This window comes from Bacillus sp. KH172YL63, from assembly GCF_011398925.1.
GTDB lineage: Bacteria > Bacillota > Bacilli > Bacillales > Bacillaceae_B > Rossellomorea.
Window position 1 is genome coordinate 609,449 of sequence record NZ_AP022842.1, and the last position, 22,306, is coordinate 631,754.

At 45.2% G+C, this 22,306-nt stretch carries 23 protein-coding genes and 1 riboswitch; of the genes, 7 read left to right on the plus strand and 16 right to left on the minus strand.

Features of this window, described 5'->3' with window-relative positions; translation table 11 throughout:
- The first annotated feature begins 12 nt into the window (after window positions 1-12).
- Window positions 13-1,080: a nitric oxide synthase oxygenase gene (locus tag KH172YL63_RS03015; protein ID WP_232066180.1), complete on the plus strand. Its 1,068-nt coding sequence runs from the start codon at window positions 13-15 to the stop codon at window positions 1,078-1,080.
- A gap of 408 nt (window positions 1,081-1,488) precedes the next feature.
- Here the strand turns inward: KH172YL63_RS03015 and KH172YL63_RS03020 are convergent, their stop codons facing one another.
- The 11 genes from KH172YL63_RS03020 to KH172YL63_RS03070 all read right to left on the minus strand — a co-directional run bounded on the left by KH172YL63_RS03020 (window position 1,489) and on the right by KH172YL63_RS03070 (window position 12,020).
- Complete coding sequence (locus KH172YL63_RS03020; protein WP_173104723.1) at window positions 1,489-1,716, minus strand: hypothetical protein; 228 nt, start codon at window positions 1,714-1,716, stop codon at window positions 1,489-1,491.
- An 89-nt stretch (window positions 1,717-1,805) separates the two neighbouring features.
- Window positions 1,806-2,450: a class F sortase gene (locus tag KH172YL63_RS03025; RefSeq protein ID WP_173104724.1), complete on the minus strand. Its 645-nt coding sequence runs from the start codon at window positions 2,448-2,450 to the stop codon at window positions 1,806-1,808.
- Window positions 2,451-2,525: 75 nt separating this feature from the next.
- On the minus strand, window positions 2,526-3,881 hold the full coding sequence (locus KH172YL63_RS03030; protein WP_173104725.1) for a copper amine oxidase: 1,356 nt from the start codon (window positions 3,879-3,881) through the stop codon (window positions 2,526-2,528).
- Window positions 3,882-4,029: 148 nt separating this feature from the next.
- Window positions 4,030-4,677 (minus strand): anti-sigma factor, encoded by a 648-nt coding sequence (locus tag KH172YL63_RS03035; protein ID WP_173104726.1) that lies wholly within the window; start codon window positions 4,675-4,677, stop codon window positions 4,030-4,032.
- Window positions 4,655-4,966, minus strand: a complete 312-nt coding sequence (locus KH172YL63_RS03040) for an RNA polymerase sigma factor (protein ID WP_173104727.1) — start codon at window positions 4,964-4,966, stop codon at window positions 4,655-4,657. Before KH172YL63_RS03040 ends, KH172YL63_RS03035 begins: the two co-directional genes overlap by 23 nt.
- 330 nt (window positions 4,967-5,296) lie before the next feature.
- Entirely contained in the window at window positions 5,297-6,301 is a 1,005-nt protein-coding gene (gene mreBH, locus KH172YL63_RS03045; RefSeq protein ID WP_173104728.1) for a rod-share determining protein MreBH, read from the minus strand.
- 319 nt (window positions 6,302-6,620) lie between these two features.
- Window positions 6,621-8,279 carry a methyl-accepting chemotaxis protein gene (locus tag KH172YL63_RS03050; protein ID WP_173104729.1) on the minus strand — a complete coding sequence of 553 codons (1,659 nt, stop codon included), beginning with the start codon at window positions 8,277-8,279 and terminating at the stop codon, window positions 6,621-6,623.
- Between the two features lie 22 nt (window positions 8,280-8,301).
- Complete coding sequence (locus KH172YL63_RS03055) at window positions 8,302-9,279, minus strand: BMP family lipoprotein (protein WP_173104730.1); 978 nt, start codon at window positions 9,277-9,279, stop codon at window positions 8,302-8,304.
- Between the two features lie 390 nt (window positions 9,280-9,669).
- Window positions 9,670-10,173 (minus strand): acyl-CoA thioesterase, encoded by a 504-nt coding sequence (locus tag KH172YL63_RS03060; RefSeq protein WP_173104731.1) that lies wholly within the window; start codon window positions 10,171-10,173, stop codon window positions 9,670-9,672.
- Between the two features lie 92 nt (window positions 10,174-10,265).
- Complete coding sequence (locus KH172YL63_RS03065; protein ID WP_173104732.1) at window positions 10,266-11,459, minus strand: NupC/NupG family nucleoside CNT transporter; 1,194 nt, start codon at window positions 11,457-11,459, stop codon at window positions 10,266-10,268.
- 144 nt (window positions 11,460-11,603) lie between these two features.
- Window positions 11,604-11,705, minus strand: a riboswitch (purine riboswitch).
- A gap of 186 nt (window positions 11,706-11,891) precedes the next feature.
- Window positions 11,892-12,020 (minus strand): YflJ family protein, encoded by a 129-nt coding sequence (locus KH172YL63_RS03070; RefSeq protein ID WP_082386245.1) that lies wholly within the window; start codon window positions 12,018-12,020, stop codon window positions 11,892-11,894.
- A gap of 356 nt (window positions 12,021-12,376) precedes the next feature.
- Between KH172YL63_RS03070 and KH172YL63_RS03075 the strand changes: the two genes are divergently transcribed.
- A complete protein-coding gene (locus tag KH172YL63_RS03075) occupies window positions 12,377-13,417 on the plus strand; it encodes a hypothetical protein (protein WP_173104733.1) in 1,041 nt (346 codons plus the stop codon).
- Between the two features lie 31 nt (window positions 13,418-13,448).
- Window positions 13,449-14,900 carry a hypothetical protein gene (locus KH172YL63_RS03080; RefSeq protein WP_173104734.1) on the plus strand — a complete coding sequence of 484 codons (1,452 nt, stop codon included), beginning with the start codon at window positions 13,449-13,451 and terminating at the stop codon, window positions 14,898-14,900.
- 42 nt (window positions 14,901-14,942) lie between these two features.
- Here the strand turns inward: KH172YL63_RS03080 and KH172YL63_RS03085 are convergent, their stop codons facing one another.
- On the minus strand, window positions 14,943-16,232 hold the full coding sequence (locus KH172YL63_RS03085) for an MDR family MFS transporter (RefSeq protein WP_173108036.1): 1,290 nt from the start codon (window positions 16,230-16,232) through the stop codon (window positions 14,943-14,945).
- 175 nt (window positions 16,233-16,407) lie between these two features.
- Here KH172YL63_RS03085 and KH172YL63_RS03090 point away from each other — a divergent pair, with 175 nt between their 5' ends.
- Window positions 16,408-16,989: a DUF6944 family repetitive protein gene (locus KH172YL63_RS03090; RefSeq protein WP_173104735.1), complete on the plus strand. Its 582-nt coding sequence runs from the start codon at window positions 16,408-16,410 to the stop codon at window positions 16,987-16,989.
- 377 nt (window positions 16,990-17,366) lie between these two features.
- On the opposite strand, the gene KH172YL63_RS03095 is transcribed toward KH172YL63_RS03090, so the two are convergent.
- Entirely contained in the window at window positions 17,367-18,611 is a 1,245-nt protein-coding gene (locus KH172YL63_RS03095; protein ID WP_173104736.1) for an aminopeptidase, read from the minus strand.
- Window positions 18,612-18,803: 192 nt separating this feature from the next.
- Between KH172YL63_RS03095 and KH172YL63_RS03100 the strand changes: the two genes are divergently transcribed.
- On the plus strand, window positions 18,804-19,196 hold the full coding sequence (locus KH172YL63_RS03100) for a hypothetical protein (protein WP_173104737.1): 393 nt from the start codon (window positions 18,804-18,806) through the stop codon (window positions 19,194-19,196).
- Between the two features lie 44 nt (window positions 19,197-19,240).
- Here KH172YL63_RS03100 and KH172YL63_RS03105 read toward each other — a convergent pair whose 3' ends face one another.
- Window positions 19,241-19,699, minus strand: a complete 459-nt coding sequence (locus KH172YL63_RS03105; protein WP_173104738.1) for an RrF2 family transcriptional regulator — start codon at window positions 19,697-19,699, stop codon at window positions 19,241-19,243.
- 161 nt (window positions 19,700-19,860) lie between these two features.
- Here KH172YL63_RS03105 and hmpA point away from each other — a divergent pair, with 161 nt between their 5' ends.
- Window positions 19,861-21,039, plus strand: a complete 1,179-nt coding sequence (gene hmpA, locus KH172YL63_RS03110; protein WP_173104739.1) for an NO-inducible flavohemoprotein — start codon at window positions 19,861-19,863, stop codon at window positions 21,037-21,039.
- 166 nt (window positions 21,040-21,205) lie between these two features.
- Here the strand turns inward: hmpA and KH172YL63_RS03115 are convergent, their stop codons facing one another.
- The gene (locus KH172YL63_RS03115) at window positions 21,206-21,373 is read right to left on the minus strand and encodes a hypothetical protein (RefSeq protein WP_173104740.1); all 168 of its coding nucleotides are present in this window, start codon (window positions 21,371-21,373) and stop codon (window positions 21,206-21,208) included.
- Window positions 21,374-21,576: 203 nt separating this feature from the next.
- Here KH172YL63_RS03115 and KH172YL63_RS03120 point away from each other — a divergent pair, with 203 nt between their 5' ends.
- Entirely contained in the window at window positions 21,577-21,954 is a 378-nt protein-coding gene (locus KH172YL63_RS03120) for a DnaJ family domain-containing protein (protein WP_173104741.1), read from the plus strand.
- Between the two features lie 154 nt (window positions 21,955-22,108).
- On the opposite strand, the gene KH172YL63_RS03125 is transcribed toward KH172YL63_RS03120, so the two are convergent.
- The gene (locus KH172YL63_RS03125; RefSeq protein WP_173104742.1) at window positions 22,109-22,288 is read right to left on the minus strand and encodes a histidine kinase; all 180 of its coding nucleotides are present in this window, start codon (window positions 22,286-22,288) and stop codon (window positions 22,109-22,111) included.
- Between the last annotated feature and the right edge of the window lie 18 nt (window positions 22,289-22,306).

Sequence of the window (22,306 nt, forward strand, 5' to 3'; positions counted from 1 at the left end):
TTGACACGGATCATGGATGAGGCGAAAGCCTTTATCGAACAGTGTTATCAGGAACTGAATAAAAGCGGTGAGGAAATCACTCAACGCATAAACCAAATAGAGAAAGAATTAGAAACAGAGGGTACGTATACCCATACCCACGAAGAACTTGTACACGGGGCGAAGATGGCGTGGAGGAACAGCAACCGTTGTATCGGGCGGTTGTTCTGGCATTCGTTGAATGTATTTGACGAGCGGACTGCGGAAACTGAAGAGGAAGTGTTCCAGGCGTTGGAGAGACACTTGGAATTTGCGTCCAATGGCGGCAGGATCCGTCCTACCATCACCGTATTCCGGCCGTCGCAGCAGGGGAAGCCGGACATTCGGCTGTGGAACCACCAAGTGATCCGATATGCAGGCTATGAAGAGGATGGCCGGTATACAGGCGACCCTCATTCCATCCCATTCACGAAAAAATGTCACGAACTCGGCTGGAAGGGAGAAGGGACGGACTTCGATGTCCTTCCGTTGGTCGTACAAATTGGAGACCGTCAGCCCCAGCTGAAAAGCATCGATCCCGGTTTGACGCTTGAGGTACCCCTTCACCATCCGGAATTTGAGTGGTTCTCTGATCTGGGCTGGAAGTGGTACGGAATCCCGATCATTTCTGATATGGAAATGAAAATCGGCGGGATTTCCTATAAAGCTGCACCTTTCAACGGCTGGTATATGGAAACGGAAATCGGCGCACGGAATCTGGCTGATGAAGCCCGCTATCACTTCCTTCCAAAGGTGGCAAGCTGTATGGGGCTCGATACGTCAAGAGCGGCGACACTGTGGCGTGATAAAGCGCTGGTGGAATTGAATATTGCCGTCCTCCATTCCTTTAAGGAAATGGGTGTCAGCATTGTGGATCATCATACAGCGGCACAGCAGTTCCGACTGTTTGAAGAAAATGAAAAGAATGCCGACCGTGACGTCACTGGGGATTGGACGTGGCTGATCCCGCCAGTTTCACCGGCAACGACCCATATCTTCCATAAAGAATACGACAATACGTGGAAATCGACGAACTATTTCTATCAGGATACCCCTTATTAAAGAAAACTGTTTTCTGTTTCGTGCAGGAAGCAGTTTTTTTATTTTGTTCTTTTTGTATAGATTGTTGCTATTATTAGACGTTAATGTGAGCAACTTAGATAATTTGAGACTGTAGAATGAAAAATTTCCATAGCAGGAATCAAGGGGAATTTACTTGAAATGCGTTGACCACTACTATTCAGAAGATAAATAAGCAGTAAATCAAGTGAATTTATGGTTTTTATCCTAGATAGTTGATTGGAGCGGAAGATGCTCGACTCCTGCGGGAACTGATGGACAGGTGAGACCCCGCAGGGCGAAGTCCGAGGAGGCTCACCGCCAGCCCCGCGGAAAGCGAGCATCTGAAGCGGAAATCAACCGCATCTCGCTTTTTTATAGCCACGATGTTAACGAAAACAGCCTTTTATTTTAAAGAGAATAAGGCGGACGCTTAGAAACCTGGTAATATTGAAACCAAAATCTGAATTCGTCGAACAACACCGGCTCATCAAAGGAGAAATTCTCGAAAAAGTCCTCCAGCAACTCGGTGTCTGCATCATCCATGATTCCCGTCACATAAAGGGGTGTCTTGAATCGTTTATATAAATCTTCATATCCATAAAAATGAAACAGATCTTCCAGTTGTTCCTCGTTCATGGTATCACCGTCCTTCCTACTAGGATTGCTGTTTTCACTAAAATTATCCATATAAAAAACAGCAGCGGAGGGTGTCCGTGCTGTTTCAGTCAGGATTTTAATTCAGTGTAAACGACGAGGCGTTTGCTGTAATTACGAGAAGAACGGTCAAAGTCGCCTGTGCAGGTGATCAGGTTTAGGGAGCTTGCAGGGGAATAACCAAAGATCGATTGAAGAGGTGCATCATCCCAAGGATATTCTTTCTTATTTGTGACAACGAAGACCCGTTTTTCACCTTCTTTATTGCTTACGATGATTTCATCGCCTTCAGAAAGCCTGTTCAGCTTATAAAAAACAGCGGGACCGTTTCTGCTGTCCACATGACCGCCGATCACAGCATTTCCAGGTTCGCCGGGTTTATATCCTCCCTGATACCATGCAGTCGTTTCGAAACTTTCGGTTACGGCCATTTCCCCATTTCCCTTCAGTCCTACAGCTTCGATTGATGTAGAGACACCGATTGCAGGTATGTCAATCCTACTCGGTTGAATCCCGGTGCGCTCATCTTTTACAATTTGATCAGCGAAGGGAGAAGGGGTGGTCGTGGTACTGGCCATTTCAACTTTCGGCTTTTCCTGTTTTCCGGTCGCTTCTGACGTCTCGGAATTATTTGCAGGGTTCGAACTCATTCCCGCAGAACATGCAGAAATGGGCAATAGTACAAGCACAAATAGTACAACCCTCATAGTATACATTATGTGAAGCCACTCCTTTCATCTTCACACTGGGGGACGGACCTTTAATAGGTCCGTCCCTCTCATCTTTTAGGATTATTGTTTGTGTGATGCGTATTTTTTCATTCCAAGGGTTGTTCCGCCAGCGATGATCAGAAGGGCTGCGAGAAGGAATTCGAATGGGAATCCGCTGTCGTCTGCCGTACCGCCCATACCGGTGTTCGGCATTTCAGAAGGCATGTTCGCTTTGAATTTGTCAGGGAATTGATCGACGAATGCGCCTGATAATCCTTTTGCAGGATTCAGCATGTGCTCATAGGCCATGCGGATGCCATCCCAGGCTTTTTCATAGTCACCTGCTGCGTAGCTGTCGAAAGCACCGGTCAGCTGTTCAACATGCATTTGAAGGCCGTCTGCCAGAGCGTCGGACTTCAAGCGTCCGTCCGTTGCAGTTTCAAGGAAGTTGGAGAACTCTGCACGGTAGCCGTCAAGGTTCTTGATCGCTTCTTCTTTCGCTGCTTCATCTTCAGCTCCTGTTGCTTTTACATAATCCACGAAGAATCCGATATGCTTTGTCCACATTTCTTTGAACTGGTTACCTGCTTCTTCACCGTATACAGAAGCGATTGCTGCGGACAGGTCTTCCGTGTTGGCGTTCAGGGCATTCACTGAAGCGTCGAAGTCTTTTGATCCGTCGATTCCATTTTGCATCGCCATTGTTGCCAGTGCAGCGTGCTCTGTTAACAGATGGTTAAGAGTTGAACGGAGATCCGCTGCAGGCGTAACGGCCATCGTTTGTTCAAATTTATCCGGGTATTGGTCCGTGATGGCGCTCGATAATCCTTTGGATACCATGGACATATGCCCGATTGCTTCACGCTCGTATTCATAAGCTTTCTCATAGTCACCGGCCACATAGCTGTCAAACGCCCCGATCAATTGGTTGATATGCATTTGAAGGCCTTCTGCCAGACTATCGGATTTCAAACGTTCACCAGTAGCTGTTTCCAGGAAGTTAGAGAACTCTCCTTTATAGCCTGCGAGATTCGAAAGCGCTTTATCTTTCGCAGCTTGATCATTCGCCCCGGTTGCTTTTACATAGTCGACGAAGAAACCGATGTGATTGGTCCAGATTGTATTGAACTGGTTACCTGCTTCTTCACCATAAACGGAAGCGATCGCACCTTTTAAGTCTGCTGCGTTATCATTTAAAGCTCCGGCTGCCGCTTCGAAGTCTTCAGCGCCTTCAGCACCTCGTCTCATCGCTTCTACTGCAAGGTAAGCATGTTCAGTAAGTAATCGGTCCAGCGTGGTGCGCAATTCCGCTGCCGGCGTATCTACCTTCGCGTCGTGGGAATGATCTTCACCATTATGTGCTGATACTGCACCTGCAGTTGGAATTAGTAGTGTCATGCTTAATGGGACAGCTAAATAACTTTTTTTCATTTTCATAAGTAAATCTCTCCTTTTGGTTTTTTATATTTTCATAGAGCTAACGGAAGGATGGGAGAGATGGATCACTATTTTCAAATGAATGGGGATGAAATTCTGAATAAAAAAACCGGCAGTAGCCGGCTGCCGGTTGAAAAAACGATATTGTTCAGATCTCAGAAGCCAAGACGATATCCCCCTGTGGGAGCTGGCTGTTGGCGTCAGGTTCTAACGTAATTGCCACGGTATCCCAGTCTTTCTCCGTGAACGCTTCGTTGAACTTGAAGATGACCGATCCTTTTCCGTCTTTGCTCGGGACAAACGTTCCGGCACGTTCGGGTTGATCATCTTTGATGAGCCATACCTGGTATACTTCATCGTTGGACAGCTTCTGCAGGTCTGCTGCCTGGATGACCATGCTTGTTTCCGTTCCTTGTTTGATGATACTTGCGGTACCCTTTGCGTTTCCGCTGACAGCGGCTAATTCCACATATTGCTCGACCTGATCGATTGTCGCCTGTTGAATCACTTTCTCCTGATCCTCGATCTGAGTATAAAGATAGGCGTTTCCTATCAAGGCTGCGACTGATCTTGCCGGGATTGGCGTGTCAAAGGACGCTTTTTTCTCTTCTCCTAAAATAGATGCCATTACACGGTCTTCGAGGTCTTCCGGAGGTTGAACCGTATCTGAAGCATATGGCAAATATTCTGCTAGCTGCCTCAGTTCAAAGATCCAGGTCGATAGATGCTTTCTCTCAAGTTGAGATAAATGACCATTGTAGTAATCAAGTAAGTTATCGCATGGTTGAGCAGTCATTCAAATTTCGTGCCAAGCGGATTCTTCCTTTCACGGTTCCGAGCGGAATATCGGCGGAATCGGCGATCGACTGTTGAGTCAAGCCTTTAAAGTAGAATAATTGGACGATCCGTTGCTGATCCTTCTTTAATGTCTGGATGCAATCCCTGATCGCCATTCCTTTTTCCTTCCACTCTAATTGATCGGCAGGGGTGTCATACGATACCTGCATGGAGTCCTTCTCGATATATTCGACAGACTCATGCTTCTTCCGCTTCCGGAGGGCGTCCAGGCACGTGTTTCTCGTCATCGAAAACTTTCCCTTTCCGTGATCATACGGAGCGTGCTTCTTCCACAGTTCTACAGCTCTTTTTAAAATCTGCTGTAATACGCTCCTTGTCTTTGTCATAATATAATAAGGATACTAAACAACGGAGCTTAACTCAATTTTAATAAGCTAACGGATGGGCGTGGGGTTTGGATCACTTTCATGTTTGAAAAATGAATTGTGGGGAATAAGAATATGTTTCAGATTTGAACATTCCATATAACTAGCTAATAACCTTGGGACACAGGTACGTGAAGGGAAAAAATAAAAGAACGCCGAACGAATGATCGTTCGGCGTTCTTTTTTCATTCATTATTTTACTTTCTGCAGCTTATCAATCACCGACAGTGAACGTCCTGTTCCGATTGCGACAGACTCCAATGGGTTAGGCGCTAAGTGTACAGGTACGACGATTTCCTGGCTCAGCCAGTCTTGCAGGCCGTTCAGGAGTGCGCCTCCGCCTGTCAGGATCACGCCGCGGTCGACGATATCACCGCTCAGTTCAGGAGGACAATTCTCCAATGTGGCACGGATCGTTTCCAAGATGTGAAGAAGTGATTCTTTCAGGGCATCCTGGATTTCGTTTGATGATAGCTCGATCGTTTTTGGAAGACCGGTCACAAGGTCCCGTCCGCGGATTTCCATCGTTCTTTCTTCATGGTCGATCAATGCCTGACCGACTTCGATCTTCACCAGTTCAGCCGTTCTTTCACCGATGAGGAGATTGTAACGCTTGCGCACGTATTGGACGATATCTTCATCCATCTGATCCCCGCCGATGCGGATCGTGTTGCAGGAAACAACCCCGCCGTAGGAGATGATGGCAACTTCCGTCGTACCGCCGCCGATGTCGACGATGACATTTGCCACAGGCTCGCCAACAGGCAGATCTGCACCGATTGCGGCTGCAACAGGTTCTTCGATGAGCGTGACAGACTTCGCGCCGCTTCCTCTCACCGCATCCTGGATCGCACGTCTTTCAACGCTTGTCGCACCAGAAGGCGTACAAACGACCACGGTTGGTTTACGGATGGAGAAACCAAGCTTTTTACTCGCCTTTTTCATCACTTGCTTCAGCATTTCAGTCGTTACGTCGAAGTCTGCGATCACCCCATCTTTAAGCGGGCGTACCGCGACGATCTTTCCTGGTGTTTTTCCGATCATGTTTTTCGCTTCAGTACCGACTGCAAGGACGGTTTTATTTTCAGTATCAATGGCCACAACAGATGGCTCGTTCAGGATGATTCCTTTATTTTTACTATAAACAAGTATATTGGCAGTTCCTAAATCGATTCCGATTTCAGAGTTTGATAACATCAATATTCCTCCAACTATAAGAATTCTAGACAGTATAACCTTCTATACAGTATAGGAGATTTTTGAGGGTTATGAATGTGGAGAAATTTACCACCGACATAATGTTACAAACTGTGACAGAACTGAAAGCGCTGCAATAAAAATCTGACGTGATGAAATAGGGGTTTTATATACCTGCGGGTGTATTAGGGGACGGACCTTGTAGATCAGTGGGATAAAAAAATTTAAACGTTCTGTAATAATTGCAGAGGTCGTGGGAGGGGAGATTGATCATAATAGAAAAGAAAATGCCCCCGGAAAGGAGGCATTTTCTTTTCTATCAGAGCGTAAAACGCTCTAATTCTTTCTTCATTTCAACGGTCATATCGTTCAAACGGCCGACTTGTTCATTCATTTGTTCGAAGTAACGAAGCTGCTCTTCTGTGGATGAAGAGATCTCTTCGGTACCGGCGGCTGTTTCTTCGGTAATTGCAGAAATATTTTCTACTGCTGAAATAACCTGATTCGTACGTTCAGTGGAAGCGTGCATACCTTCTTCAAGCTTCGACAGGTTGTCAAAAATCGTCGAAACATTGCCAGAGATTTCAGCAAATGCACGCTCGGTCACACTCATGGAATCCACTTGCTGAGTAGAGAGTGATTGTCCGTTTTGAGATGCATCCATGATTGCCTGGATGCCGTTCTTAATATTTCCGACCATGCTGCCGATCCGTTCTGTCGCAACAGATGAATCTTCTGCAAGCTTACGGACTTCCTGGGCAACGACCGCGAAGCCTTTTCCAGCGTCACCTGCACGTGCAGCTTCGATGGCAGCGTTCAGTGCCAGTAGATTCGTTTGTTCAGCAATCTCTCTGACGGCATGGGCAGCATTTTCAATTTCGCCGGTATACTGGGCGAATGATTCAACTGACTCCATGATTGTAGAGGAAGAGTCTGCAATCATTTCGGCAAAATGCTGCTGCTTGTTTAATGAAGAGCGGCCGTTCTCGACCGATTCAAGTGCCACTTTACTGCTGGCAGCTGACTCGCTGCTCTGTTGCACATTTTGGGCAAAGTCATCACCCATGACAGCCATAAGTGCAGCTGTGGATTGAATGTCTTCAGAGATGGATTGACTGCCCTTTGCAAGCTCCTCAGTGGATAAGGCAACCTGGTTGCTGCTTTCCGTCAAGCTTTCCATTTGGGACCTTACATCCTGGGTGAACCGTTCAACATTGGAACCAATATTATGGACGGATTGAACTGTATTCCGCAGGTTTTCCACCATATGATGAAAAGCGGTTTGCAGCTTATCCACTTCAAATCGGCTGTTCTTTTCATTTACATTCTCGATTGAAATCGTCAAGTCCCCATCGGCCATTCTTTCGGCGTTGTGGACCATGCGATTCAATGGGTTGACGATGCGTCGGCTGAGCATGTTGGATGCACCTAAAGAAAGAACGGCTACAACGATGAAACCGATGATCGATGCCCAGACGATGAACTGGATCTTGTTTTTATTTTCTGTTTGAGAATTTTGATACCAGTCATTGGTTTGTTTGCTTAACAAATGCATATCATTCAATACCCCGGAAATCCGGATCGATTGACGTTTGATCTCGGCTTTATTCATTTCGCTGAGCGCTTTGTCAGAAACCGATTTCAAATCTGTGAACTTTGTTTCTATCGATGAAAGTGTTTCCTTTTGTTCCTTGACGGAAATTAGCTTTTGCAGCTCAGAAATCTGCTTGGATGTTTCTGCCAAGAGACCATCGACCATCTGCTTATTTTCTTCGGTTGAATTGACCGAATAGTTGGATAAAGCCTGCTTCGTCACTATCAAATCTCCACGCAATATTTCTGTCTCAAGCAGGACCTGAACGTCTTCGCTGGCAGAACTTTGCAGTGAAATCAATTGTGAGACAATGTAGCCAATGATGATGGTAGAAAGGACAAGGGGGATGAGCCCCAATATCAGTAAACGTTTTTTCAGTGCCATAAAATTGCTCCTTAGGTGAGATTTATTGCATATTAACGGTTATATCTCCTGAAATGATCTTGTTTTTGGCATCTTCAAGCTTCTTTGTTTCTTCAGGTGTAAGAGTCGTTACCCGAATAGGAGCCAGTCCCACTCCGTCTTCTTTTAACCCGAGTTCATAAGCGTGCTGTGAAATTTCATTCGTGGTGATGAACTCATTGATCAGATTGAAAACGGCGTTATCGATTTTCTTTACCATGGAAGTGGCAACCGACTTTTCAGCAATGAAGTATTGATCTGAATCGACCCCTCCTGATAAAATGCCTGCGTTCTGTGAAGCCTGAATCGCCCCGACCCCTGTAAAACCAGCGGCAGGATAGATGAAGTCGACCCCTTCTTTAATCTGCTTCTCAGCGATTGTACGACCTAATTCGGAATCCCCGAAGTTGTTGGCAGTATCTTTCACGATCGTAACAGATGGTTTAACATACTTGGCACCTTGCTCAAAGCCTTTCTCGAAACGTTGGATGACTGGTACATCTGCACCGCTGATGAACCCGAGTTTATCCGTCTTCGTCTTCATTGCGGCCACCATTCCGAGAAGGAAGCTTCCTTCATGCTCTTTGAAAGTGATCGACGTAATATTATCAAGCTCTGAAAATCCATCAATCAAAAGGAACTTTTGATCAGGGTTTTCCTTCGCGATTTTCTCAAGTGGCTCCTGTATCGAGAATCCAAGGCCGATGACAAGATCATGTCCTTCATCGACAAGATCCTGAAGCTTTTGATCAAAGTCTCCGTCCGGTGCTTCTCTATAATCAAATAAAATACCTAATTCATCCCGTGCCCGTTCCAGACCCCGGAAAGCCGAATCATTGAATGACCCGTCCCCAAGTCCTGTATCCGAAAGTAGGATTCCTACGCTCTGCTGCTTTTCTGTACTTGCTTCTTTTTCATTCGAACTAGAACAACCTGCCACCAAAAGAGTGACTAGAAGAAACAAACTAATTAACTTCTTCAAACCGTTACCCCCAACTATATAATGATAAGACACTTATCATGTCCGTACCTCTCTAATATCGGAGGGACGGACCTTTTTTGAAGAGAATGTGAAAAAAAAGTAATGGGTAAATGGGAGGGTGTTTCTGGAAAGGCAAATGGAGGGGGATTCTTTGAGCAGGGAGCTAGGGATCAAGGGTTAGTGTATAGTGATAGATTGTGGAAATGAGCATAATGAGAGAGGGAGGATAAGTCTTGGGGGAAGAGATTTGATTTAACGGCGGAATCTGAATTTTAACGGCGAAAAATTCAATATAACGGAGAAATCCAAATTTTATCAACGCCAAAAAATTGCCTAGCCAACACACCTCTCCATAAAAAAAGAGACGCCCCTGACAGGCATCTCCAACAATCAATAAGCTTTCCGGAAAAACTCCGCCAGCTCTTGACTATGCTTTTTTCTTGCTTTACGGTGCTCTGCACGATTTTTGGCTGTTTCATTCAGCCATTCCTCTTCCTCTGTCTCTGGTACGACTTCAGGTATGACAGCGGGTTTATTACCTTCGAGTGCGACAAAGGTCAGGAAGGATATTGCCGCTACATTGGTTTCACCTGTTAAAAGAACCTCTGAGGTTACTTTCACACAGATTTCCATGGAGCTGCGTCCGGTGTAGGTGACGATTGCTTCTAGAGTGACCGCATCCCCGACCTTGATCGGCTGAAGGAAATCGACGGAATCGGTCGAAGCCGTCACGACAGGCTTGCGGGCATGACGTGTGGCTGCGATCGAAGCGACATCGTCTATATAGGCCATGAGCTTTCCGCCGAACAGCGTACCGTGATGGTTCGTGTCCGGTGGAAGCACGTGGGTCGTTTTACTTGTTTTCGTTTCTTTCATGAACTTTTTTTCTCTCATTGGTTTCACCTTCCGTAATCAATATGAAAAAAGAGTGCTATCTTTTACTATTCACTAATTGATGCCGAAAGAAACACAAATATGAGAAAAAATTATAGAAATATACTAATGATGATCGCCGTAATAAAGCTTGCAAGTGTCCCGGCAAGGACTGCCTTCATGCTTAATTTAGAAACCATCGGGCGTTGGGACGGCTCCAATGAACCAAGTCCCACGATCAGTTGACCGATGGAAGACAGATTGGCAAAGTTGCAAAGTGCAACGGACAGAATCGCGATTGTCTTCGGTGAAAGCTCGTCCATCATGCCGGAAAGATCTTTATAAGCGACAAATTCATTCACAGACAGCTTGGTACCGATGATGGAAGCTGCGCGGAACGCTTCATCGACTGGAATCCCGACCAATATAGCAAACGGATAGAATAGATAACCGAATACAGTCGAAAGGCTAAAATCAAACATTCCCAATAATCCGTTGACAGCTGCAAGGATACCGATGAAAGCAATGAGCAGCCCACCGATGTTCACCGCAAGCTGGGTACCGCTGAGGGCACCTTCGGAAATCGCTTCAAACACGTTCGTATGAGTGGTTTTCCCTAATGAAATATCTCCATTTGTTTCTGACTCTTCTGTTTCAGGCTCGATGATTTTTGCCATGATAAGCGAAACGATCGGTACACTGAACACAGACAGGAGCAGGAATTTCATATCGATTCCCATCAGGGAGTATCCGATCAGGATCGCACCACTTGCAGAAGCCGTTCCACCGACCATGACGGCAAATAATTCAGAACGGGTCAACTTTGCAAGGTAAGGCTTGATCAATAGAGGCGCTTCTGCCAAACCGAGAAATGAATTCCCGATGGCGTTGAACGACTCAACCTTCGTTGTACCGAGGATTTTCCCAAGTCCAATCCCGATGTACTTCACGAAAAACGGAATAATCCGTAAATAATAAAGAGCAGAAATAAGGGCAGAAATGAAGATGATTGCACCCAGCACATTGATCGCGAAAACGAAAGAAATATTCGTGCCTTCTTCGAAAAAGCCGCCGAACACAAACATAATTCCTTCATTGCTGTAATCAATGACCTTCTGGACACCAAGGGCAGCTTTCTCCAGCACCTTTTGCCCAAATGGGACCTTTAAAACAAATAAAACAAGCAGAAACTCAAGGCAGATGCCGATGATGATGGTGCGCCACTTAATGGCCGAGCGGTTGCTGCTCAACGTCCATGCTAAAAATAATACGCCTACTAATGATAAAATGCCGTAGATCAAACTCACAATACCAATCCTCCAACATGTATTCTTCAATGAATCCTCGTGTAAAGTCGTATGATGTCAGACTTCTCTACAAAAAATAAAAAAGTGCATGAAGACATTCTCTAATAAAAATAGGGAAAGTCTCCATACACTCTAAATATCGCATATAGAAAAGACTTTCCTTATAGTCTGACATTTTACGGGCGTCAGGTAGAGACTTATGGTCCATATCACCATAGATATATAAGGAATTCGTATGAAGTTATTTTTAAAATATGTTCCTAACTGTATCACAGGGATAAAGCGTATCACAACAGTTTTTTTTAAAAAAATAATGGAAAAGGAAGGTGGTTCAATATTACTAAAATTCTATCAATTGCAACAAAAAGAGGGACGGACCTTCATTCCTATGACCAGGTCATAGGAATCGAGGTCCGTCCCTCTAAGCATTGTTTATTTTGTACGTTCTAATAGGTTTGCAAGAACGTGTTTTTTGTAGGATTCAACATAGCGTTCCTCGTAGTGGCGTACGCCTGCTTTTTTTAGTTCTTGTACGTACCAGCCTTTGCTTCCGATATGCATTGAAATCAACATCCTTTCTTTGCGTAGTATTGATTGGAATCTCCGACTAACTCGCGTACGAGCTACGTTAAGATTGCTTACGGTTGTACATTGTAACATCTCAGTATGGATGAAAAAAGGGGGGGAAGGGAATTTTTCGGATTCATCCTTTTCTGAAAATTAGTCTATAAAAATTTATAAAAAAAGTGATCCAACATTCAACCTCCTGCGTTAGCTTAGTGAAAAATGGATCCAAATACCGGTTCGCAAGGATGTTTAACGAATAGTATCGGGGGTATTAACCCATACCAGGTACATCAGAACGATCCTTTAATATGGATCCGATCAACTGAATCGGAAGGAGGTGACAAGACGCAGTGCATAAACGCCTCATGCAGGCTTTACTCTTTCTTGGCGTGATCAGTATTCCAACCTTTGCATCAGCAGAGGGAGGGCTTCTTTCAACAGTGACCAATGAGGTCAATACAGTCACCGATGAAGCGACGTCCACAGTGGATGAGGCCATATCCGCTCCTGACGAGGAGAGGGACGGACCTTCCACCAAGACGACTTCAAAGGATGAGGATCAACAAAAAGGCAGTATTCTTACAGATACCGTTGATCAGGTGACAGGAACCGTTACTAATACAGTTGAAAAAACGGCGAAAGCAGCCGGTGATACTGTTAATAAAACCGTGCAACGTACTACTGAACCAGTTACGAAAATCGCAGGGGATTCAGCGGCTCCGGTAACGGATACCGTGAACAATACCACGAAGGCCGTTACCACAACTGTTGAAAAAACAACGAAAAATGTAACGGACACGGTCGAAGCGACCTCCAAAAAGGCCATCGATACGGTGGAAGAAACGGCAAGACCTGTCACTGAATCAGACGGCAAGCCTTTAACGGAATCAAATCCGACAGATGAAGCCGACACTGTAATCGTTGAAGAAGTGAATATGGAAGATGACAAGGGGAAAGTGAAACAAGTAGAACCTCCAGAATCATCTTCTGTAAAGATTGATCAACATTCAATCAGAGTAACCAAAGCCAAACAAATAAAAGAAAATATACTTACACAGCCATTGGAGGCTGAGCGAGGACAAAGGAACAATCAGCAAACAGCTGATGAGACATCAGAAACAGATGGAAAACGTCCTTTCACGCCGGCCAAACAGATTGAACCGATGCTCACGACAACCAACATGAACACGACCAATCAGTCTACAAGTGCAAATGGAGTGAGTGGGCATAATGCCGGATCAACTTCAATCTGGTATGTGGAGCAGCAGGCGATGGCCGTCAACCTCCAAAAAGCGAGCGTATATGAGAAAAAGAATCTCTATTACGATCAATGGTTAAACGCACCACCGTCCCAACCACCTCAAACATCTCTTCTTTTCAAAAGTATATAAAACTAAAACTTTTAAAAGGAGAGAAAATAAAATGAGAAAAAACGTATTTAGAACATTGGTCATAACAGGTGGATTAGCAGCAAGTCTTGCAATCGGAGGTCACACAAGCTTAGCGGCAGGGAATGATTCACTGCTAAACAGTGATGATGGATTATTGGAAAACGTCAACATCCTTGATTCTGAAGATGGTTTATTGAATGGACTTACCATTGGTGAATCAGACAAAGAATCGAGTACGGGTGCCAATGCTGATGCAAACGTCGTAAATGAAACGGTTGTAGATGAAGAGAATGATTCTGTTACGACTAACAATGGTGCAGAAGCAACTTCAAATGTGAATGCGAACGTAGAAGGAGAAGACGAGTCGGCAGAAGTGAATGCAGACACTGAAGCTGCCGTGATGAACGAAACAATGGTGGAAGAAGATTCAGCTGCTTCCAAAACAGAAGCTGGTGCATCTCAAGATGTTAACGCAGCTGTTGAAGGAGAAGACGAATCAGCAGAAGTGGATGCAGACACAGACGCTGGAGTCATGAACGAAACAATGGTGGAAGAAGATTCAGCTGCTTCTAAAACAGAAGCTGATGCGTCTCAAGATGTCAACGCAGCTGTTGAAGGAGAAAACGAATCAGCAGAGGTGAATGCAGACACTGAAGCTGCCGTGATGAACGAAACAATGGTGGAAGAAGATTCAGCTGCTTCCAAAACAGAAGCTGGTGCGTCTCAAGATGTCAACGCAGCTGTTGAAGGAGAAGATGAATCAGCAGAGGTGAATGCAGACACTGAAGCTGGAATCATGAATGAAACCATGTACAATGAAGAAAATGATTCTTTTGCGTCGACTACTTCCGGTAACCTTGCTTCAGATCTGAGTGCTTCTGCATCTGATGAAGATCAGGAAGTGATGGCCGATGCTATGACTGACTCTGATGTGTGGGCTATGACAGAAAGCAATGAAGAAACCGATTCTTCTAAAAAATCAATCGGTACTGAATCTGCAAATGGTCTGGTACTTGGTGCAGAAGACAAAGAAGATGGTGATGCTTCTAAAGTAGAAGCAATGAACACTACTTCTGCTATGACGACAGTTGAAAATAACGACGAGTATTCAAAGTTTGAAACAAACGCTTCAAATGATTTAATGCTTGGTGCTATGACAACGGATGAAGACAATGAATCATCAGGTCATGTCATGAACGCAGTGAATGCAGGACTATGGGCTGAGTCAATGGATACTGAAGAAGAAGAGTATACAAGTGCCGGATTGAATGCAGGTACTGATACAGCTCTAGGATTTTTATCTTCTTCTGAAGAAGATGAAGCTTCCCTCATGTCCAACCTTGGTGTGAATGCAGAGGCAAGCTATACGCAATGGGAAAACGAAGATTCTTCAGATTCTGAGTTAAACCTTGGTCTTTCAACTGATCTTGGTCTAAATACAATGTTGCAGTCTGACGATGAAAATGTTGATTTAGGACTTTAATATAAAAGAAAGGAATGATCCGCTCTGGATCATTCCTTTTCTTTATTCAACCGCTTTTTTCAAACCCGACTGTTCTTTCTCAAACCGCTCAAACATGATGTAGAAAAGAGCGGCACTGACAAGCGCAAGGATGGAAAGGATGATGAAAGTCCAATCATATCCCGCATAAAGTGAAAGGGTGATCGATAACGGTGCAATTGTCCTTGCGATCGTGAAACGGAGGCTCGCCGCGGCAAAGTACTGTCCCCGCATATGATCCGGTGCAAGCTTTGAGACGAAGCTCTGCTGGATGCCTGCTGTCATCAGTTCCGCAAACGTGAAAACGGCCATACTGATCACAAACATCCATACCGACGCCGTTTGTCCAAACATAAAGATCGAAATGGCGTAGATGACGGATGACAGGATGAATACGTTCCGCTCACGGAACTTCGTGATCCAGCGGGTGATGACAACCGTCAGGAGTGCGACCAGGAACCCGTTTTCAGACAGGATCAGACCGAATACCTGCTCACTCACAAGCGTCAGCGACCAGTCCCCGAAGCTGAACAGGGTGGCCTGGTCCATCACATCCTTGATATATACAGGGATCAGCAGGTCCAATTGCATGAACGTCTGACCAACGAGAACCCCGGCCAAAATAAATAATAAAAACGTCTTATCATTGAAAATAACTTTGTAATCCCTGAATTGATCCGTCATGGCACCATACCAGGCTTTCTTTTTTCCTTCAGTGACAAGGAGCTTGCTATGATCTGCCGGTGCCGTTTCCCTCGTCATTTTATATAAAAGAAGTGCAAGGAATATGCAGATGAGTCCTGCCGCAATCAATAATTGAAAACGGTAGTGAACATAGAATATGCCGCCTAAAACCGGACCGATGACGACCGCGATATTGATGGAGGTGTAAAAGACAGCAAACACATGGCTCCGGTCCTTCTCCTCCACAACATCGGCGACCATAGCCTGACTCGCAGGCCAGTAAAATGAACCAAAGACACCGACAAGGCTGAAGCAGATGAAACCGATCATGGCTGAATCGAGCCAGGGTGAACTGGCGAGCCCAAAGATCAGAAATGCAAGCCCTTGTCCAAATGCAGAAATGACCATCATCCGTTTACGTCCGAAACGGTCAGCGCAATAACCACCCATTAAATTCGCGAGCACCGCGAATACTTGTGAAAGTACTAATAATAATCCAGCCGTCTGCTTTCCAAACGACTCTGCAAAATATATAGTCAAAAACGGAAAAAACATCCAAAATGTAACGTTGATCGCTGCTTCCCCAAACAGCCGGACCTTTAAATTACGGTCCCAATCCCGAATCCTCATCATTCTTCCTCCCCCTCTAAACTAGAACATCATAGCCCGACAGGACAAAATAAACAAGACTTCTTTACTGGTATTTTCAATTTTTTGACTGGGAGTGATTCGGACGCTTAAGATACCTTTTTCATATTTTTGAATACATTAACAGTACTGATGTGGAAAGGAACGGTGGTCGGAGGTGATTGATAGGCTTATTCTCATTACCGGCGCATGGACCCAGGTGGCCGGAACGGTGATCGCTGCAATCGGGGAAACGATGATCATCCGGGAAGAACGATTGAACCAGGAGCCAGTCGGACTGCGCTTAGTCTCTATCGGAAACGGATTTGAAGCGGCAGGAAACTCACTCCAGGCGGTAGGAGCAGAAAAGCTTTCCGATGGATCGATCGGTGAAACATACAGAGTGATCGGCGACTGGATCCAGGCTTCAGGGAACGTGACCAACGTCATTGCGGCAGAAGTGCAGCTTAAAGATAGCGAATTCGAAGGCTTGAACCTTGATATTTTCGGAGACACGATCCAGTCAATCGGAGCCGGTTTGGAAGCATATGGAGCCACTTTGATTACGAGGGATTATGCAAGACTCCTCGCTGCCGGGAATAGCCTCCAATCACTGGGCGCCGCGTTGGAAGCAATAGGGGAGGTTTATATATTAAAAGAAATGCGGGAAACCGGTTTGCTGATCACCGCTTTCGGCAGCTATGCCCAGGCGGCAGGAGCAACAATTGCCGCGGTCGCGCTGACGAAGGAGTATGGGTAGATAGGGCATGTTTAGGGATTATTCGTGAGGGAGATATTGTTTTTTTGAGGAGAATGATCTATTAATCATGTAGTTTGCCAGAATTGAAACCTGTAATGTTGCTGCAGTGGGTGATGTCAGCAGTGGATTGCGTCGATTTGGCCGTTTATTGCGTCAAAATAAAAATTTATGCGTCGTTTTTTTGATATTTGCGTCTTTTAAGGGTGTGATTGCGTCAAAAATTGATTATATGCGTCTTTTTGAAAAAATACCCATTTGACCAAGCGCTCAGTCAACCAGGAGCAAGTATTCAGTCAACCAGCACCAAGCACTCAACAACCACTCCAACAAAAAAACCCCCAAAAAGACAGCCAAGCCATCTCTCCAGGGGATCCTCTCTAAAACCTCAACTTAAAAGCCCATCCGCCATCACGGAATACTGCTTCAGTTGATCCGTCTTCTTTCACGCCGTCGATGTTCATCTTGTCTGAACCGATCATAAAGTCAACGTGGGTGATACTGTTGTTCAAGCCGTTTTTCTCAAGCTCTTCTTCACTCATCTTCTTGCCGCCTTCAATACAGAATGCGTATGCATTTCCGATTGCAAGGTGGTTCGATGCGTTCTCATCAAATAATGTATTGTAGAACAGCACATTTGATTGAGAGATCGGTGATTGATGAGGGACAAGGGCGATTTCTCCCAGGTAGTGAGAGCCTTCGTCTGTGTCGACAAGGCGTTTCAGGATTTCTTCGCCTTCTTCAGCCTTCACGTCCACGATGCGTCCGTTTTCGAATGTGATGGTGAAGTTGTCGATTACGTTACCACCGTAGCTGAGCGGCTTCGTGCTTGAAACGGTGCCGTTCACGCCCGTTTTCAATGGAACCGTGAATACTTCTTCCGTCGGCATATTGGCCATGAATGTTGTGCCCTGCTCGTTCACGCTGCCGGCACCGACCCACAGATGACCTTTAGGAAGCTCGATTGTAAGGTCCGTCCCCGGGGCTGTGTAGTGAAGCTTTTTGTAGTTCTTTTCGTTCAGGTATTCCACTTTTTCGTGAAGGTTGGCATCGTGATCTTTCCATGCCTGCACCGGATCTGCCTGGTCGGCACGCACTGCTTTGAAGATGGCATCCCATAATAGATCCACCTGCTCGTCTGCAGAAGCATCCGGGAATACTTTGGCAGCCCAGTCTTTTGAAGGGGCAGCGAGTACACACCAGCTCACTTTGTCGGATTGGATGAACTGACGATACTTGGACATCGCTTTTCCGGCCACTTTTTGGAAGTTTGAAATGCGTTCAGGATCTACGCCTTTCAACAGGTCAGGGCTTGAAGAAACGATGCTCATGAATGCAGCGCCGCCTTCAGCAAGCTCTTCCACTTCACGTGCTTTCCACTGAGGGAACTCCTGGAATGCTTCATTTGGGGCAAGATCGTATTTTGTGCGGTTGACGATATCGTCACTCCAGTTTACATATACATGCTTTGCGCCTACTTCGTAGGCTTTTTTTACTACGAGACGTACGAACTCTGCAGAATCGATGGATGTGTTGATGACGAGCGTTTGACCCTTCTGGATATTCACGCCGACTTCAACGGCAAGACTTGCGTATTTTTCAAGATTTTCTTGGAATGTGGACATATGTATTCTCCTTTTTCAGAATGTTCTATTACATCCTTATTGTATCAGTGCCTACACGGTTTGCAAGTGTTTACACCTATCTATGTATCATATGCAACAGGATCGGAAAGTATTTGCGGTCGAACGTGGCGGGACTGTGGACAACTATATTATAATGTGTGGAGCATGATGTTACTAAAGGGGGAAGAAACCATGCAGTGGAATGTATTATTGTTAAGGATGGCGGCCATTTATGGGTTTATCGGCGCATTTCTCGGGTCTCATATGGCCGGGGCAGGATCGTATGCATTCAAGCCCATCCACGCACATATTTTAGTGGTGGGCTGGCTGAGTCTGTTTGCGTATTCGTCTTATTACCGGTCCTATCACGTGCCGGAATCTTCTAAACTGGCATTCGCCCACGTATGGACGGCAATACTCGGTTCAATCGGACTGACGGTCGGAATGTGGATGTACAACCTGAATCCGTTCAACCTGTCAACCGGATTCATCACGGTCTTCTATATCGTTGGAGGAAGCACACTGTTACTCAGCTTCCTACTGTTTGTGTTCATGACATTCCGTTACAGTGAAAGCAGGGGATGACCCCATCAGAAAACGCCGCTCGGCACAGAGCGGCGTTTTCATGTTTACATCAAGTTTTCTTCCTGCTGCCTTTCCTGGAAGAGGAACCGGTATTCCATTGGATCCTGGATGATATCGGCAAGGGTATATTCCTCAAGGACAGAAAGATAGGCGCTCAGCGCTTTCCCGAGCACATGCTTTAAACCGCATACCGGCGTGATGATGCATGAATTATTCTTTGGGTCGAAGCATTCGACCAGGTGAAAGTCCTCTTCGGTTGCACGTACGAGTTTTCCTATATTTATCGCTTCAGGGGGCTTTGCAAGCTTGATGCCGCCGTTTCTTCCGCGGATCGTTTCAATCATCCCCATTTTTCCCAATTCATACGTCACTTTCATCAGGTGATTCTTTGAGATGCGATAGGCATCGGCAATTTCCTTTATGTTTGAGAGCTCATTCGTTGGTTTTGATGCCAGAAAGATCAGTACCCTCAATGAGTAGTCCGTGTATAAAGTTAGTCTCATGTATCTCACCTTTCCGTTCCGTTCTCTTTATTATACAAAAGGAAACGAGCTTGTGTCTAAATGTGTCTTTTTTATTAAAGATGTATTTATGATATTGCTTTAGTGCGGAGGGAGGAGTACTTTAAAGATGTATTTAAAATAAATCTTTAGAGGTGACCGTCATGCTATCTCCTAAAACCATTGAAATCGTGAAATCGACAGCCCCAATTTTAAAAGACAGAGGAAGGGAGGTTACAACTGCCTTTTATAAAAATCTTTTCGCACAGCATCCGGAGCTGTTGAATCTATTCAATCACGCCAATCAAGCGAAAGGAAGGCAACAGGCTGCGCTTGCCAATAGTATTTATGCAGCGGCACAGCATATCGACCAGCTGGAAATGATCTTGCCTGCCGTGAAGCAGATTGCACATAAGCATAGAAGTTTAGGCGTGAAGCCTGAACATTATCCGGTCGTCGGGGAGCATCTTCTTCAAGCGATAAAAGAAGTGCTGAAGGATGCTGCGACAGATGACATTCTCCATGCATGGAAAGAGGCATATGATGTGATAGCCGGAGTGTTTATCGATGTAGAGGAAGAGATGTACAATGCAGCTGGCTATAAGGACTTTAAAAAGTTTGTTGTCGCAAAAAAGCAGAAGGAAAGCGATGTGATCACCTCTTTCTTTCTTAAGCCGAAAGATGGGGTGCTTCCAGACTTTCTGCCAGGCCAATACCTTTCAGCGAGGGTGACGATTCCTGGTGAAGCTTACACACTTATCAGGCAGTACAGCCTGTCGAACGCACCTGGGAAGGATTTCTTCAGGATTTCTGTCAAAAAAGAAGCTGAATGTGATCCGAAAGGAAAGGTTTCAAATTTCCTTCATGAAAAGATCGAAGCCGGGAGTGAAATAGAGGTCAGTGCACCGGCCGGAGATTTTTATTTGGAGGAGGGAGACTCGCCCGCTGCATTGATCAGCGGAGGCGTCGGTATCACACCGATGATGAGCATGCTTGAATACATAGCCGGGAGATCCCCTGGAAGGGTCACGTCATTTATCCATGCCTGCAAACATGAAGGTGTCCATGCATTCAAGGAGAGAGTCGGGGAGCTCATGAACGGATTGGAAAACGGACAAAGCTGTGCAGTGTATGAGGAAGCAGAAGGTGATTTTACAGGCTTTATAACCACAGAAATCCTTTCGCGGTATGTGGATGAAAAAACGATTTGTTATGTGTGCGGCCCCCCGCCGTTTATGAGAAATGTCATCTCCTCATTGAAGGAAATCGGCGTTTCCTCCATCCGGTATGAGTTTTTTGGCCCGGGAATGGATTTGTCAGAGAAGGAAAAGGTGTCAGTGTGAGGGTTTTGAAAATAAACTGTGGAATTTGAAAATAAACGGTCCAGTTTTGAAAATAAAATCCAAATTTTGAAAATAAATTGCCCAACTTTGAAAATAAACAGTCTCGTAATGCAAAAGGAACCTGTTCAACGTACAAAAAAGCCGGGAATTCCCGGCTTTTTCGTTTCTATAAACGATGTTCGTCGTTATCTTCCCGGTTTTTAAAGGCTTCCTGGGTTACAATCAGTTCCTCATCCCCGGCAGCATCTTCCGCGTGCTTTGCAGATGTGCTGTTTTGAGGGAAGTTTCCTGGATGTCCTTTTTTCTTTGAATCGAATGATTTACCTCGTGCCATGTCAACATCTCCTTTGATTACGATAGTATAGATGTAGTTTTTCCAGCACCGTCTAAAATATGTGGGTTGAATTGTCAGAAAATAGACTCATCTTATCCTTTCGACACACTGTCACAATGGATATACTGGTGTTAACAGGAGAAGAGTCACCGCTTCAATAAGGTAGGTGATTCGATGCCGCTGAATGTGTAGGAGGGATAGAGTTGGACTTTTCAACGATTGTGTCTGAACATTTGATTAAGAAGGCTTATGAAGACGGGGATTTCAAAGCACTGCCGGGATTCGGGAAACCACTCAATCTGAATGATGATGTAGGGGTGCCGGAAGAGTTGAAGATGGCCCATCGAATGATGAAAAATGCAGGGTTTTCTCAGGAAGAGATGAATGTGAAGAGAGAAATGTTGCGGATCGAAGACATGATCAAGGTATGTGATCATGATGGGGAAAGGCAGGAACTGCAACAAAGCCTGAATGAGAAAATGTTGAAGTATAATGGGATGTTGTCGAAGAAAAGGATCAATACAAACAGCTCTCTGTTTAAAAATTATGAGCATAAGCTGGAAAGCAAGCTGTTGAAATGAAGAGGAGAATTAGCTGATTCAGGTCACGGAAAAGGCGTACAATCCCTACGAATTCTCCCCGCAACACCTTCCAGACTGGTCCTTAGATGAAACGTAAAAAAATCCGAACGAGCTTTCGATCACTCGTTCGGATTTTTATTTGGTGGAAAAACGCTTATCTCTCATCCTCTTTGAACAAAAAGAATGAAATTACCCCGGATAAAAGGGCGCCGCCGATGATCAGCATGGTTTTTGAGCCTGCCGGGATTTCAGCGTATTGTTCGCCGAGGAGCCAGTTGGACGCCAAGGCTACGATGATCATGATGGGAATGACTATGGTGAGTCGTTTCTTCAAGACTGACACATCCTTCAT